This window comes from Mesobacillus subterraneus (assembly GCF_003937825.1).
Taxonomy (GTDB): domain Bacteria; phylum Bacillota; class Bacilli; order Bacillales; family Cytobacillaceae; genus Mesobacillus; species Mesobacillus subterraneus.
Window position 1 is genome coordinate 262374 of the sequence record NZ_RSFW01000013.1, and the last position, 15226, is coordinate 277599.

Annotated in this window: 11 protein-coding genes and 1 pseudogene; 1 reads left to right on the top strand and 11 read right to left on the bottom strand. The window is 47.3% G+C overall.

The features are described 5' to 3' along the window. Positions 1 to 141: 141 nt before the first annotated feature. A complete protein-coding gene (locus EJA10_RS11495; RefSeq protein ID WP_125480149.1) occupies positions 142 to 999 on the bottom strand; it encodes a class II fructose-bisphosphate aldolase in 858 nt (285 codons plus the stop codon). Positions 1000 to 1293: 294 nt separating this feature from the next. Beyond that, positions 1294 to 1661 (bottom strand): annotated as a pseudogene (locus tag EJA10_RS11500) (response regulator). Positions 1662 to 1859: 198 nt separating this feature from the next. Here EJA10_RS11500 and EJA10_RS11505 point away from each other — a divergent pair. After that, positions 1860 to 2381, top strand: coding sequence for a DUF2529 domain-containing protein (locus EJA10_RS11505; protein ID WP_125480150.1), 522 nt, complete (start codon positions 1860 to 1862; stop codon positions 2379 to 2381). Positions 2382 to 2470: 89 nt separating this feature from the next. On the opposite strand, the gene EJA10_RS11510 is transcribed toward EJA10_RS11505, so the two are convergent. From EJA10_RS11510 to EJA10_RS11550, 9 genes are all read right to left on the bottom strand, one after another. Beyond that, positions 2471 to 4072 (bottom strand): CTP synthase, encoded by a 1602-nt coding sequence (locus EJA10_RS11510; RefSeq protein WP_125480151.1) that lies wholly within the window; start codon positions 4070 to 4072, stop codon positions 2471 to 2473. Between the two features lie 252 nt (positions 4073 to 4324). Further along, on the bottom strand, positions 4325 to 4900 hold the full coding sequence (rpoE, locus tag EJA10_RS11515) for a DNA-directed RNA polymerase subunit delta (protein ID WP_125480152.1): 576 nt from the start codon (positions 4898 to 4900) through the stop codon (positions 4325 to 4327). 118 nt (positions 4901 to 5018) lie between these two features. After that, positions 5019 to 5216 (bottom strand): hypothetical protein, encoded by a 198-nt coding sequence (locus tag EJA10_RS11520; RefSeq protein ID WP_246017769.1) that lies wholly within the window; start codon positions 5214 to 5216, stop codon positions 5019 to 5021. Between the two features lie 682 nt (positions 5217 to 5898). Further along, a complete protein-coding gene (gene icmF, locus EJA10_RS11525) occupies positions 5899 to 9159 on the bottom strand; it encodes a fused isobutyryl-CoA mutase/GTPase IcmF (protein WP_125480256.1) in 3261 nt (1086 codons plus the stop codon). 2 nt (positions 9160 to 9161) lie between these two features. Continuing rightward, a complete protein-coding gene (locus EJA10_RS11530; protein WP_125480154.1) occupies positions 9162 to 9815 on the bottom strand; it encodes a TetR/AcrR family transcriptional regulator in 654 nt (217 codons plus the stop codon). 28 nt (positions 9816 to 9843) lie between these two features. Then, positions 9844 to 10983, bottom strand: coding sequence for an acyl-CoA dehydrogenase (locus EJA10_RS11535; protein ID WP_125480155.1), 1140 nt, complete (start codon positions 10981 to 10983; stop codon positions 9844 to 9846). Between the two features lie 432 nt (positions 10984 to 11415). After that, a complete protein-coding gene (locus EJA10_RS11540) occupies positions 11416 to 12546 on the bottom strand; it encodes an acyl-CoA dehydrogenase (RefSeq protein ID WP_125480156.1) in 1131 nt (376 codons plus the stop codon). A 55-nt stretch (positions 12547 to 12601) separates the two neighbouring features. Further along, the gene (locus tag EJA10_RS11545) at positions 12602 to 13453 is read right to left on the bottom strand and encodes a 3-hydroxybutyryl-CoA dehydrogenase (protein WP_125480157.1); all 852 of its coding nucleotides are present in this window, start codon (positions 13451 to 13453) and stop codon (positions 12602 to 12604) included. A gap of 326 nt (positions 13454 to 13779) precedes the next feature. Continuing rightward, a complete protein-coding gene (locus EJA10_RS11550; RefSeq protein WP_125480158.1) occupies positions 13780 to 14967 on the bottom strand; it encodes an acetyl-CoA C-acetyltransferase in 1188 nt (395 codons plus the stop codon). Between the last annotated feature and the right edge of the window lie 259 nt (positions 14968 to 15226).

A 15226-nucleotide genomic window follows, 5' to 3' on the forward strand; every position in this document is an offset into this window, starting at 1 on the left:
TTGGGCGGACCGAAGCGACTCGAGGGGCTAGGCGCTGAAGCTGGACACTTCTCTAAGTGAATTTAAAACATTCATAATTTTATAAATGGATAAAAACCGCCTTATTTAAGGCGGTTTTATTATAACAAACTTTTATTGCTTTTACGCTTTGTTGGAAGAACCGAATTCGCGCATTTTGCCGATTACAGTTTCCTTGATTGCGTCGCGAGCTGGTCCAAGGTATTTACGTGGGTCATACTCGTTAGGCTTCTCAGCCAATACCTGGCGGACAACCTTCGCTGAAGCAATTTGGTTTTCAGTATTAACATTGATTTTAGCTGTTCCGAAAGAGATGGACTTCTGGATATCCTTTGTTGGGATTCCAGTTCCGCCGTGCAATACCAATGGTACGCCAGCAGTTTTGTTGATTTCTTCCATTTCTTTGAAACCAAGGTTTGGTTCACCTTTGTAAGGGCCGTGAACAGATCCCAGTGCTGGAGCAAGGCAGTCAATACCTGTGCGCTTAACAAGTTCTTCACACTCTTGAGGATCAGCATAGATAACACCATCTGCAACGACGTCATCTTCTTGTCCGCCGACTACTCCTAATTCAGCTTCAACAGAAACACCCTTTGAATGAGCGTATTCTACCACTTTTGAAGTAATTTCAACGTTCTCTTCGAAAGGACCGTGGGAAGCGTCGATCATGACAGACGTGAAGCCTGCGTCGATTGCTTCTTTACACTTATCGAAGCTTGAACCATGGTCAAGGTGGATTGCGACAGGAACTGTGATTTTATAGTCCTCCATCAAACCTTCTACCATTTTTACAACTGTCTTGAAGCCGCCCATGTAGCGTGCAGCACCTTCGGAAACACCAAGGATAACTGGTGACTTCTCAGCTTCTGCAGCCTGAAGGATCGCTTGAGTGAACTCAAGGTTATTTAAGTTAAATTGCCCAACAGCGTAGCCTTCTGCATTCGCTTTTTTCAGCATTTCTGTCATTGAAACTAAAGGCATCGTTTTTCCTCCTTCGTTATGATCATACTACTTTTGACTATACTGCCCTTTTAAAGGTTTTCCTTCTCTGCTTTTGATTATGTACCCGAGAAGGCTTTCGCCAAAACGAAATGATCCTTTGGAATTCATATGTATCATACCAAAAGAAAATCAGAATTGCCATCGTTCAGGCCCTGATTTTACAAGTGTCATAAAAATGCTATAAAGCAAGCGCTACCAATAGTTTCACTAGTCTGGAAACTCGCTTTTCCGGTCGAAAAAACCCTCCCAAACAATGAGAGGGCTTTTATGTATTTAGGATACAGTTTGTGAATATTTTTTTACCGCTGCACGAATGTCGTCGATATCGAACGGCTTGGCAAAGTGTGTCAGTGCACCCAAATCCATGGCTTCCTGGATCATGTCAAGCTCACCATAAGCCGTCATGATGATGACGCGGATGTCTGGATCGATGACCTTCATTCTCTTTAATATTTCAATTCCATCCATTCCAGGAATCTTCATGTCCAAAAGGACCAGATCCGGTGGATGTTTTTAACGATTTCCAGGGCCTGGACGCCATTTGCAGCCTGATATGTTTGATAACCTTCTTTTTGCAGCACTTCATTAAGTAGAATTCTGATGCCAAACTGGTCGTCAACTATAAGTATTTTTTCTTTCATGCCGCCTCTTCCCCCTAATAATGTAGTATATTGGTAAATGTTTTTGTCCTGGAAACGGTTTTCGTCTTATCACCATTTACACTATTCGTTAAAAATCTTGAAATTCCTGCCATATATTCAAAGTATTTTTCGGCAGATGCTTTTTTATTTTCATTGTAGTACTTTATAATCAGAATTGGCAAAGACGGAGGTGCTATTATGTTAAAAATGTTTTCGACACAATTGACAGGCTTGTTCAACAGGCTCCAGGATAAAGAAGAATTCTCGATCGAGGATGGAGCGCGCCTGCTCGCACAGGCTGCTGCCGGACAAGGCAAGATTTATATTTTCGGGACAAAAGAAATGCAGGCAGTCGGAGTTGAAGCCGTTTACGGCGAAGAACCGCTGCAAGCTGCTGCTATTTTTACAGGGGAAGTTGAACTGGAATCGGCAGATCGTGTCTTGATTGTCAGCCGCTACAATGATGACGAAGAAGCTGTAGGGATTGCGCGCCAGTTACAGGAAAATGGAATCCCATTTGTAGCGATTTCCACAGTCCGGCATGAAGATAAGGCGGACAGCCTGAATGGGTTAGCCGATGTCCACATTGATTTGCGGATCAAGAAAGGACTTCTTCCAGACGAATCTGGGAACAGAGTCGGCTACCCAACTTCGATGGCTGCACTTTATGTGTACTTCGGTTTGAAGTTCACGATTGAGGAAATTTTAGAGGAGTACTAATTGTCCAGACCTGTAATCAAAATAAGTTTTCTCTCACAATGCAAAAAAGCCGGTGCTTATCACCGGCTTTTTTCCTGTTTTCCAGCCAATTACTTACGTGACTTGATTGATGCTTCAATGAAGTCCCTGAATAATGGCTGTGGGCGTGTTGGTCTTGATGTGAATTCCGGGTGGAACTGGGATGCAAGGAACCAAGGGTGGTCCTTCAGTTCAATAATTTCGACTAGACGGCCATCCGGGCTTGTCCCAGAGAAGATGAAGCCTTCTTTTTCCATTGCCTGACGGTATTCGTTGTTGAACTCGTAGCGATGGCGGTGGCGCTCATAGATGAGATCGTCATTGTAAGCAGCGAAGGCTTTTGTATCTTCAGCAAGTTTACATGGATATAGTCCCAGGCGAAGCGTTCCGCCAAGGTCTTCGATGTCCTTCTGTTCTGGCAGAAGGTCGATGATTGGGTATGGCGTTCCTGGCAGGATTTCTGCTGAGTGAGCATCCTTCAGGCCAAGAACGTGGCGTGCGAATTCAACGGTCGCAAGCTGCATGCCAAGGCAGATGCCGAAAAATGGCACTTTGTTCTCGCGCGCATATTTCGTCGCAAGGATTTTCCCTTCGATTCCCCGGTCGCCAAAGCCGCCCGGCACAAGGATTCCATCCACGTCATTCAGAAGCTGCTCGACGTTTTCTTGCGTTACTTCCTCAGAGTTGACCCATTTGATTTCGATGTCGCTGTCAAATGCATATCCTGCGTGCTTCAGAGATTCAACAACAGAAATGTAAGCATCCTGAAGCTCAACATATTTACCGACTAACGCGATTCTTGTTTTATCCGAAAGGTGTGTTACTTTTTCAACAAGCGCATTCCACTCGGTCATGTCTGCTTCACCGCAATCAAGCTTGAAGTGATCACAAACAAGCTGGTCCATGTTCTGCTCCTGAAGCGCAAGCGGAATCGAGTAAAGTGTATCCGCATCTGCCGCTTCAATTACTGCTTCCTTATCGATATCGCAGAAAAGAGCAATCTTGTCCTTCATATCCTGTGAAATTGGCATTTCTGTACGAAGAACGATGATGTTTGGCTGGATACCCAGGCTGCGCAATTCTTTTACGCTGTGCTGGGTTGGCTTTGTCTTCATTTCGCCGGCTGCCTTGATGTAAGGAACCAATGTACAGTGGATGTACATGACATTGTCACGGCCGACATCATTCTTGATCTGACGGATCGCTTCAAGGAACGGCAGAGATTCGATGTCCCCTACTGTACCGCCGATTTCCGTGATGACCACGTCTGCGCCTGTTTCTTTGCCTGCACGGAAAACCTTGTCTTTGATTTCATTCGTGATATGCGGGATAACCTGTACCGTACCGCCCAGGTAGTCGCCGCGGCGTTCCTTTTTCAGGACAGTGGAATAGATTTTTCCTGTTGTCACGTTTGAGTATTTGTTCAGGTTAATATCGATGAAGCGCTCGTAGTGGCCAAGGTCAAGATCCGTTTCAGCGCCATCGTCTGTCACGAATACTTCCCCGTGCTGGTAAGGGCTCATTGTCCCCGGGTCGACGTTGATATATGGGTCGAACTTCTGGATTGTTACATTCATGCCCCTGTTCTTCAGCAATCTTCCAAGAGATGCTGCAGTGATTCCTTTACCTAGAGACGAAACGACGCCGCCTGTTACAAAAATATACTTTGCCATTTGTGTAATCCCCCTCATCAAACAGTTTGTACAATATGTACCTGTTTAATTGATTTATTAATAAAATTTTTCACCTGTTCACTTGGCCCGCAAGCCATTTTGACCGGGGGTTTTCAACAATTTGCACAAAATAAAAAAACGCCCCGCATACATCGTATGGGGAGCGTTTTGCTAATGTTTTACATAATTGTCCTTTTTTAAGGAGCCCAAAAAGTATTCTACAGGCGGACTTAGCAAAAGTCAAGCCGGTAATTACAGTTCTTCGTCCTCGTCCAGGTCCTCATCTTCAAGCGGCAGTTCTTCGTCGTCCTCTTCGTCCAGAAGCTCCTCGTCTTCATCAAAGTCTTCTGTATCTTCGAGGTCTTCGTCGAATTCTTCCTCATCATCATCATCATCGTCATCGAGAAGATCATCTTCATCATCGTCTTCCTCGAAGTCATCGATATCATCGTAATCCAGATCTTCCTCGTCGATTTCATCGAACTCGTCAAGATCGAGATCATCCTCATCGACCGCTTTCTTCGCCTTCTTCTTCTTAGGCTTGACGGTTGTGACATTGTCTTCCTCGATCTGGTCAACAGGATACCAGACGCGAAGTCCCCAGCGCCCTTCTCCCTGGGACATGAAGCGTCCATCTATGTTTATATCTGTATAAAACTGAACCATTTTTTCAGTAGCTTCAGCCTCGTCCAATTCCATGACACTCTTGATCTCTGCCATCAGTTCTTGGAAAGTGATCGCCTGCTTCTTCTCTTTTAAAATTTCATAGGCAACTTCAATCATAGACATCTCTTGAAGCTCTTCTTTTGAGTATTGGTTTACGCTCAACCTTCGCACTTCCTTTCTCTATTCCAGGCCAATATTGGCCTTGCGTCCGAAAAACAAGGAAAATATCCCAGAATGCATATTCTACATTATAAACAAATTCTAAACCTTTATGCTAGTTTTATCTGCCGTTTTCCCGTCTTTTTTCGCTTCCCTTTCCAGCTTTTCCAGAGCCTGCCCTTTTTCTTTTTGAAAGCTGCAAGTAAGCCAGGGAAAAGAAAACGATGGAAAGGATGAAAAATGATACCGCCCCAAGCTGACGCTGATACAAATAGTAAAGTGCTGCAGCCGCCATCACAGCTACAGCCGTAAGCAACACCGATCTCAATATTTTCACATCCTGAAGTAGTTCGTATGTATCAAGTAATAACTCGATTATATAAAAGATTATATGGAAAAAGATATGAAAAAATTAATTTTATGACTGTTTTCTTCTTCTAGAATGTCTATTTTAGTTCAGGAAGGCTTTTATTTTCGTTCCAGGTGCTTCGCTTTCCGGGGGTGGCCCGGGGAGCCTCCTCGGCGTTGATACCGCCTGCGGGGTCTCCCCTGTCCCATGCTCCCGCAGGAGTCTTCGCACCTTCCACTACAATAAACAAAGTATAATAACAACAATCACTTTTACAAACCCCTTTTGAAAAAAACAATAAAAACAAGATGGCTCATAGTTGCCTATAAGCCATCTTGCATCTTGATCCAATTGCAAAGGATTTCGGTGCCACGTTCTACATATATACACCATCTCAGTTTTTTTAAACTCTGGATATGCAGACTATTGATTTCCGTTCCAGGCGCTTCGCTTTCCGCGGGCAGTCTGGGAGCCTCTTCGGCGCTAAACGCGCCTGCGGGTCTTCCATGACTTGCTCTTCCCGCAGGACATTGAGCAGCTTCTTCGAATCCGCCCACGCACTATGGAAATGAGTTAGCACTTTTGGAGGAGTCTTTGCGCCTTCCACTACAATCGAGAGATTTAAAATAACTATTCCTTAATAATCAACACATTACATATTCCTGCGGAACTGGCCGCCTACTTCGTAAAGGGCTCTTGTGATTTGGCCAAGGCTTGCGTATTTTACGGTTTCCATGAGTTCGGCGAAGATGTTACCACCGTTGACTGCTGTTTCTTTCAGGCGCTTAAGTGCTTCTTCGGATTGATCCTTGTTTTTATCCTTGAATGTTTCAAGGTTGCGGATCTGGGTTTCTTTTTCCTCAGTTGTTGCACGAGCAAGCTCCATCTTGTCGATTTCCTCTTCGGATGGAGGATTTGGATTCAGGTATGTGTTCACGCCGATGATTGGCAGTTCTCCTGAATGCTTCTTCATTTCATAGTACATGGATTCATCCTGGATTTTTCCGCGCTGGTATTGTGTCTCCATTGCACCAAGAACGCCTCCGCGGTCATTGATCCGTTCGAATTCCTGAAGGACTGCTTCTTCAACAAGATCGGTCAGTTCTTCAATGATGAACGCCCCTTGCAGCGGATTCTCGTTTTTCGTCAATCCATGTTCCTTCGTGATGATCATCTGAATCGCCATCGCACGGCGTACAGATTCCTCTGTCGGTGTAGTTATTGCCTCGTCATAGGCATTTGTATGAAGCGAGTTGCAGTTATCATGCAGTGCCATCAATGCCTGAAGTGTCGTACGGATATCATTGAAGTCGATTTCCTGTGCATGCAAGGAACGGCCAGATGTCTGGATATGGTACTTCAGCTTCTGGCTTCGCTCGTTCGCACCATACTTGTTCTTCATGACTGTCGCCCAAATTCTGCGAGCAACACGGCCGATCACTGAATACTCAGGATCAAGGCCATTTGAGAAGAAGAAGCTCAGATTCGGTGCAAAGTCATCGATCTTCATGCCTCTGCTCAAATAGTACTCTACATATGTGAAGCCGTTGGAAAGCGTGAACGCCAGCTGGGAAATCGGGTTCGCGCCTGCTTCTGCGATATGGTAGCCGGAAATCGATACAGAATAGTAGTTTCGCACCTTCTCATCGATAAAATACTGCTGGATGTCGCCCATCATTCGGAGAGCGAATTCCGTAGAGAAGATACACGTATTTTGTCCCTGGTCCTCTTTTAAAATATCTGCCTGTACAGTTCCGCGGACGGTCTGGAGCGTCATTTCCTTCACTTGTGCAAACTCTTGATCGTTCAGCTTGCGGCCAAGCTCTTGTTCCTTCTTTTCCACCTGCTGTTCGATTGCCGTGTTCATGAACATGGCCAGGATGATTGGCGCCGGACCATTGATGGTCATCGACACAGACGTGGACGGATGGCAAAGGTCAAAACCGGCATACAGCTTTTTCATGTCGTCAAGCGAACAAACGCTGACGCCGCTCTCGCCGACCTTGCCATAAATATCCGGACGGTAATCTGGGTCTTCACCATATAAAGTAACCGAATCAAACGCAGTGCTGAGACGCTTCGCGTTATCATCCTTCGACAAATAGTGGAAACGGCGGTTTGTCCGTTCTGGTGTACCTTCACCTGCAAACTGGCGCTTTGGATCCTCGCCCTCGCGCTTGAAAGGGAATACTCCCGCTGTATACGGGAAGCTGCCTGGTACATTCTCAAGATAAACCCAGCGCAAAATCTCGCCGTAATCTTTATACTTTGGCAATGCCACTTTAGGGATGCTTAAACCCGACAAGCTCTTTGTTCTTAGCTCAGTGACGATCTCCTTGTCGCGGATCTTCGTCACAAATTGGTCGGCACTATACTTTTCCTTCAATGTTTCCCAGTTTTCAATGATGTTTTTCGATTCAGGTGTCAGTTTCTTCTCGACTTCTTCTTTTAGTACCTGAAGGGAGGAAAGCACTTCGCTGTTTGTTTCACGTTCTTTTACAGCCTCGATCGTTCCTTCAATCTGGAAAAATCTGCGCGCAAGCTCTGCCTGCTCTGCTGCATGCTTATGGTAGCCGCGAACCGTTTCCGAGATTTCACGGAGATAATAACGACGGTCATTCGGGATGATGACATTTTGCTTCTCTACTACTGCATTTGTCGAGAAGGATGTTGTCCAGTCCGTGCCGGCCTTTTGATTGATTTTGTTGACCAATGCTGCAAACAAAGCGTTCGTACCCGGGTCATTGAACTGGCTGGCAATGGTGCCGTATACAGGCATTTCATCAAGGTCTTTGTCAAAAAGGACATGACTTCGTTGATACTGCTTCTGTACCTGGCGCTTTGCGTCCTCAGAACCTTTACGCTCGAATTTATTGATGACAATCAAGTCAGCGTAATCGATCATATCGATTTTTTCCAGCTGTGAAGGAGCGCCGAATTCGCTCGTCATTATATACATTGAAACATCGCAGACCTCGGTAATTCCTGCATCTCCCTGGCCGATTCCGCTCGTTTCGACGATGACCAAATCAAAGCCAGCCGCTTTGACCACATCAATCGCATCTCTGATCGCCAGCGAAAGCTCCGATTTCGATTTTCTTGTTGCAAGGCTGCGCATGTATACGCGAGGAGAGAAAATCGCGTTCATGCGGATTCTGTCTCCAAGGAGAGCTCCGCCTGTTTTTTGCTTGGTTGGATCAACTGACAGGATCGCTACCCGTTTTTCAGGAATTTCATTGATGAAGCGTCGGATCAATTCATCCGTCAATGAGCTTTTACCAGAGCCGCCAGTACCTGTGATTCCGACTACAGGAACTGATTTTGTCATCGTCTTGACTTTTTCCATCAAGGATTCCACAGCAGCTGCTATTTCTTTTTCCGAACCGACATGCTGCTCGGCAAGCGTGATCAGCTTGGCAACCGCATTCGGGTCACCTGCTTCAAGCTTTTCGATTTCCTCAACACCCTCTGCTGTGACCGTTGGGAAATCGCATTCCTTGATCATCTGCTCGATCATGCCATTAAGCCCGTATTTCCTGCCGTCTTCCGGCGAAAAAATCCTCGCGATGCCGTATTCATGAAGTTCTTTTATTTCCCGAGGAATGATGACGCCTCCGCCTCCGCCGTAAATGCGGATGTGGGAAGATCCTTTCTCCTTCAGAAGGTCATACATATATTTAAAATACTCGACATGTCCTCCCTGGTAGGAAGAAATCGCAATTCCCTGTGCGTCTTCCTGGATCGCAGCATTTACAACCTCTTCAACAGAACGGTTATGTCCAAGGTGGATGACCTCAGCCCCTAATGACTGGAGGATCCTGCGCATGATATTGATTGAGGCATCGTGGCCGTCAAACAAGCTTGAAGCTGTCACAAAGCGAATATGGTTCTTTGGCTTATACATTTCCGGCATACTCATTTTGTTCCTCCTGTTCCTAATTTCATTTCCGACCCCTTTATCCCCTTAAAAAGCAGTTCGGTCTGCAGCTCGGTATACTCTTCGAGCGTATACAGCTTTCTTAGTGCCCAGCGGCGGAATCCCCACATCTGCCCCTGGACGAAAATATCATGGGCGATGATTTTGACCTGTTTTTCATCCAGGTCCAGCTCGCCATTTTCGACGCAGCGCTGGATGACGTCCTCAAACATCCCCACCATTTCGATTTCCTTTTTCAGCACGTATGGAAGGGCGTCCTTTGTCAGCGACTTGACCTCCTGGTACATGACAAGCACTTCGTCCTGGAGGTCATCCATGACCTTGAAATAGTTGGCGATTCCGACCTTCAGTCCCTCGAGTGTCCCTTTGTTCGGGTCGAGGTTTTCCTGAAGGCGGTCTCGCACCTCGTCATAAATGCTGTCGCAGACAAGGTAAAGCACATCTTCCTTCGTACGGATATATTCATAAAGCGTGCCGATGCTAAAGCCTGAAGCCCGGGCAATCTCTCTGGTGGTCGTACGATGGAAGCCCTTCTCTTTGAAGAGGGTTACGGCCCCTTTGATCATCTGGTCGCGCCTCTTTTTCACAAGTCGCTCATCTTTTACGGACGCCTGCACTTCTCGCTTTTTCATCTCTCTTCTACCCGCCTTGTCCTACGCCTTATTTCGTCAGCATCCTGGAGATGACGAGACGCTGGATTTCCTGAGTACCTTCGTAAATCTGCGTGATTTTTGCATCGCGCATGAAGCGCTCAACCGGATAGTCCTTCGTGTAGCCGTAGCCGCCGAATACCTGAACAGCTTCCGTTGTCACCTTCATTGCCGTATCGCCGGCAAATAACTTGGACATCGCGGATTCCTTGCCGTAAGGAAGTCCCTCAGACTCGAGCCATGCAGCCTGGTAGGTTAATAGTCTTGAAGCTTCGACGGAAGTAGCCATGTCAGCCAGCTTGAAGCCGATGCCCTGGTTAGCCGCAATCGGCTTGCCGAATTGCTGGCGCTCTTTCGCATAACCAACAGCCGCATCCAGCGCACCCTGGGCAATACCGACAGCCTGGGCAGCGATTCCGTTACGGCCGCCATCAAGCGTCATCATCGCGATCTTGAAGCCTTCGCCAACTTCACCAAGGATGTTTTCCTTTGGAACGCGGCAGTCTTCAAAAATGATTTCCGTTGTAGGAGATGAACGGATGCCGAGTTTCTTCTCCTTCTTGCCGACGGAGAATCCAGGGAAGTCGTTTTCCACGATAAAAGCTGTGGTTCCTTTATGCTTGCTAGACGGATCAGTCAGCGCGAACACAACATAGATATCAGCCACGCCGCCGTTTGTGATGAAAATCTTGGAACCATTCAATACATAGTGGTCGCCGTCTTCTTTCGCAGTCGTTCTCATCGCACCTGCATCAGAACCACTGCCAGGCTCAGTCAAGCCATAAGCGCCAATGCTCTTTCCTTCAGCCATTGGCCTTAAGTATTTTTGCTTCTGCTCTTCGCTGCCAAACTTGTAAATCGGCCAGCCGGCAAGTGAAGTATGAGCGGAAAGCATGACACCCGTGGATGCGCAGACGCGGGAAAGCTCTTCAACGGCGATGCAGTAAGCAAGATAGTCACTGCCAATTCCGCCGTATTCTTCCGGCCATGGAATTCCTGTCAGGCCAAGCTCTGCCATCTTGTCAAAAATCTCACGGTCAAAGCGTTCCTCTTCGTCACGCTCAGCAGCTGTCGGAGCCACTTCGTTCTTTGCAAAATCACGGACCATTTTTCGGATCATTTCATGCTCTTCGGATAATCGGAAATTCATTTTTCATTCCTCCGTTACTTGTCGTTTTAAATTGATATTCTTTTGTCTAAGGCTGCGTTCATATTGTTGTTGCTATTAGAGTAATTGTGACTTCCACTCCAGGATGCTCGCTTTCCGCGGGGCGGGCGGTGAGCCTCCTCTGCGCTGCTAGCGCCTGTGGGGTCTCACCTGTCCCGCTGATCCCGCAGGACATTGAATTGGCTTCATCGAAACTGCCCACGCACGATGAAAATGCGTTAGCATTTTCGGAGGAGTCTCGCATCTTCCGTTCCAGTCAACTTATGCCAAAACATTGTTAAAAATCAGTTTTAAAAACCTCAATATTCTAATAAACACCTTAAATATTTAGGCTTTATACTAGCTTTAAAAACCGATTGGAGCCCTTATCATCCGATCTTCCTATTTTCGACCGCCAACCTAATGTTGAGGGCTTCACAACTGCTTGCTAATAACAATCTTCTGGATTTCGCTGGTGCCTTCGTAGATTTCGGTTACTTTGGCGTCGCGGAAGTAGCGTTCTACCGGGTATTCTTTCGTGTAGCCGTAGCCGCCGAATACCTGGATGGCTTCTGTGGTGACTTCTACTGCTGTTCTAGAGGTGAAAAGCTTAGCCATTGAGGCTTCGATTCCGCATTTTTGGCCTTCTGACCTTAGCTGGGCTGCTCGATAAATTAATAGCTTCGCAGCTTCGACGGACGTTGCCATGTCGGCCAGTTTGAATCCGACACCTTGCTGGGCAGCAATTGGTTTGCCGAATTGGACTCTTTCTTTTGCGTAGCCAGTTGCGGCCTCTAAGGCTGCTTCTGCAATGCCGAGTGCCTGTGCGGCAATGCCGATGCGGCCAGAGTCGAGGTTGCTCATTGCAATCTTGAAGCCATCCCCTTCGTTTCCAAGCAGGTTTTCTTCCGGAACCTTCATATCTTCGAATGTAAGCTGCACCGTACGTGAGCCGTAAAGCCCCATCTTGTGTTCATCTTTTCCGACGATGAATCCAGGAGTATCTTTTTCGACGATAAAGGCGGATACACCTTTCGGACCTGCTTCCGGATTAGTGGAGGCAAACACGATATACACATCCGCTTCGCCGCCATTCGTAATGAACACCTTGGACCCGTTCAGGACATAATGGCCATCCTTTTTGACAGCACGTGTTTTCAGGCTGGCTGCGTCAGAGCCTGCGCTCGGCTCCGTAAGGCAGAATGCCCCGAGGTATTCACCTGATGCCAGCTTCGGAACGTATTTTTGTTTCTGTTCTTCAGTACCAAAATATAAGATTGGATTGGTGCCGACTGATGTATGGACCGACAAAATGACCCCGACAGTGGCGCTGACCTTAGAGATTTCATGTATGGCGATAATGTAGGAGATGAAGTCCATTTCCGATCCGCCATACTCTTCAGGAACTGGGATTCCCATCAGGCCGAGCTCGCCCATCTTCTTTAAAATCTCCCTCGGGAACTCGCCCTCTTCCATTTTTTCAACAAACGGAGCGATTTCGGTTTGCGCGAAATCACGCACCATTTTACGCATCATTTCCTGCTCTTCTGTAAATCTGAGATTCATTGATAACCCTCCCATGTCCAGACCGGTTATGTATGGACAGAATGTTCCACGGATTTTATTCGTATGTGTAGAAGCCGCGGCCAGATTTTTTGCCAAGCCAGCCTGCTTTGACATACTTTCTTAACAGCGGGCATGGGCGGTACTTATCATCGCCGAAGCCCTCGTGAAGCGTCTCCATGATATAAAGGCAAGTATCCAGCCCAATGAAGTCAGCAAGTGTCAGTGGCCCCATCGGGTGGTTCATGCCAAGCTTCATGACTTCGTCAATCGCTTCTTTCGTCGCGACTCCCTCGTACAATGTGTAGATCGCTTCGTTGATCATCGGCATCAGGATGCGGTTGGAGACGAAACCTGGGAAATCGTTCACCTCAACCGGTACTTTGTTCAATGTCTTCGTGATGTCTTCGATTGTCTGATACACTTCATCGGCCGTCGCAAGGCCGCGAATGATTTCAACCAGCTTCATCACTGGAACCGGATTCATGAAGTGCATGCCGATGACTTTCTCCGGACGTTTTGTCGCTGCTGCAATTTCAGTGATTGGCAATGAGGATGTGTTGGAAGCAAGGATGGCATGTGCCGGTGCGATTTCATCGAGCTGGGCGAAGATTTTTGCTTTAATGTCCATGTTCTCAACCGCTGCTTCAATTACCAGATCCACATTCTTAGCATCATGCAGATCGGATGAAGACGTGATCCTTCCCACCACTTCATCAAGCTGCTCAGCTGTCATCCTGCCTTTGTCTACCTGGCGGTTAAGGTTTTTCTTGATTCCAGCCAAACCGCGTTCAACGAATTCAGGCTTCAGATCATTCAAAAACACATTGTATCCAGCATGCGCACACACTTGGGCTATACCTGAGCCCATTTGTCCAGCGCCAATAACCATAATTGTTTTCACACTCATTCTTTCTCCTCCTATTTGAAAAGCGCAAGCGCCTTGGTTAGCCCCGACAAGCGCTGGAGGGCCGACCAGTGAAGTCGTTTTTTGACTTCATTGGGCAGACCGAAATCGAAATGTATAGCCGACTGCCCAGAAACGCAGAAACTGGAGACTCCGACAAAGAAGCGCTTTTTGCTTCTGCCGGCGGAGTTGAAGTTTCGGAGTTTCCAGGAGGCGAAACTAGACAAGCGACTCGAGGGGCTAGGCGTTGGAGCTAGACACTAATCTTAGTTATTAAAAAACTTCTCAGGTGGAGGGCAGTTCCTTACACTCCCCTTTGAATTCAGTTTTTACTGTTTAGGTACCTCAATCATCACTGCATCCCCCTGGCCTCCGCCTGAACAAATAGCCGCAATGCCGACCCCGCCGCCGCGGCGCTTCAATTCGTGCATCAAAGTCAGGATGATGCGCGCTCCGCTCGCTCCGATTGGATGGCCGAGGGCAACCGCACCGCCATTCACGTTGATCTTTTCCGGATCAAGGTTTGCAATGCGGCCGCTTGTCAACGCTACTGCCGCAAAAGCTTCGTTGATTTCAAAAAGATCGATCTCTTCAAGTGACTTGCCTGTCTTCTTCAACAGTTCGTTGATGACAATTCCTGGAGTTTTCGGGAAATCCTTCGCTTCTGTGGCGATCGCCGCATGGGCAAGGATGACAGCCTGCGGCTTCCTGCCTTCACGTTGTGCTCGCTCTTCGCTCATCAAGACGAGGGCAGCCGCACCGTCATTGACACCTGGTGCGTTTCCGGCAGTGATCGTGCCATCTGAATTGAACACAGGACCGAGCTTCGCCAGCTTTTCAAGCGAGGTATCCTTTCTTGGTGCTTCATCATGCTCAACAAGGATTGGTTCTCCCTTGCGCTGCGGTACCTCAACCGGAACGATTTCCTCAGCAAGCTTCCCGGATTCAATGGCTTCAATCGCTTTCTGGTGGCTGCGGTAAGACCACTCGTCTTGTTCTTCGCGGCTGATTTCGAATTCCTTCGCCACTTCATTTCCATAAGTGCCCATGTGAACTCCCTTAAAGCTGCAAGTGAGTCCGTCGTGAATCATCAAATCCTTCACCTGGCCATCGCCCATCCTGAAACCCCAGCGTGCTTTTGGCAATATATATGGTGCGTTGCTCATGGACTCCATACCGCCCGCTACAATGACTTCTTCTTCTCCTGCGCGGATCATCAGGTCTCCAAGTGTCAGGCTGCGCATGCCGGATGCACAAACTTTGTTGATGGTTTCTGTTTTCACTTCCCACGGGATTCCTGCTGCCCTTGCTGCCTGGCGTGAAGGAAGCTGCCCCTGGCCTCCCTGCAGGACGGTGCCGAGGATGACTTCGCCGACTTCTTCCGGTTTAACTTCTGCACGAGCTAGTGCTTCTTTAATCGCGATTCCGCCAAGCTGGCTTGCCGTGAAGCTGCTGAGCGCTCCTCCCATCTTGCCGATTGGTGTTCTTGCCCCTGCTAAAATGACTGTCTTTCCCATTGCCATCTCTCCCTTGTAATCTATTAATTTTCATAATGGAATTGCTTCCAGCTGTTTGAGTGACTGAACGCTCGCTCGAAACTGGTCCAAAAAAATATACCTGGTGCGTTTTCATGAGGGTGGATCGTGGTGTGTGACTGAAGTTTAATGTAAGCGCTTTATTAATATATTCATTTTATCTTAAAAATAGTAGAAATTGAAACACTTTGCTAAAAATTCTGTCTTATGTCGAATTTTTAAGGTGAGTCAACTTCTACTA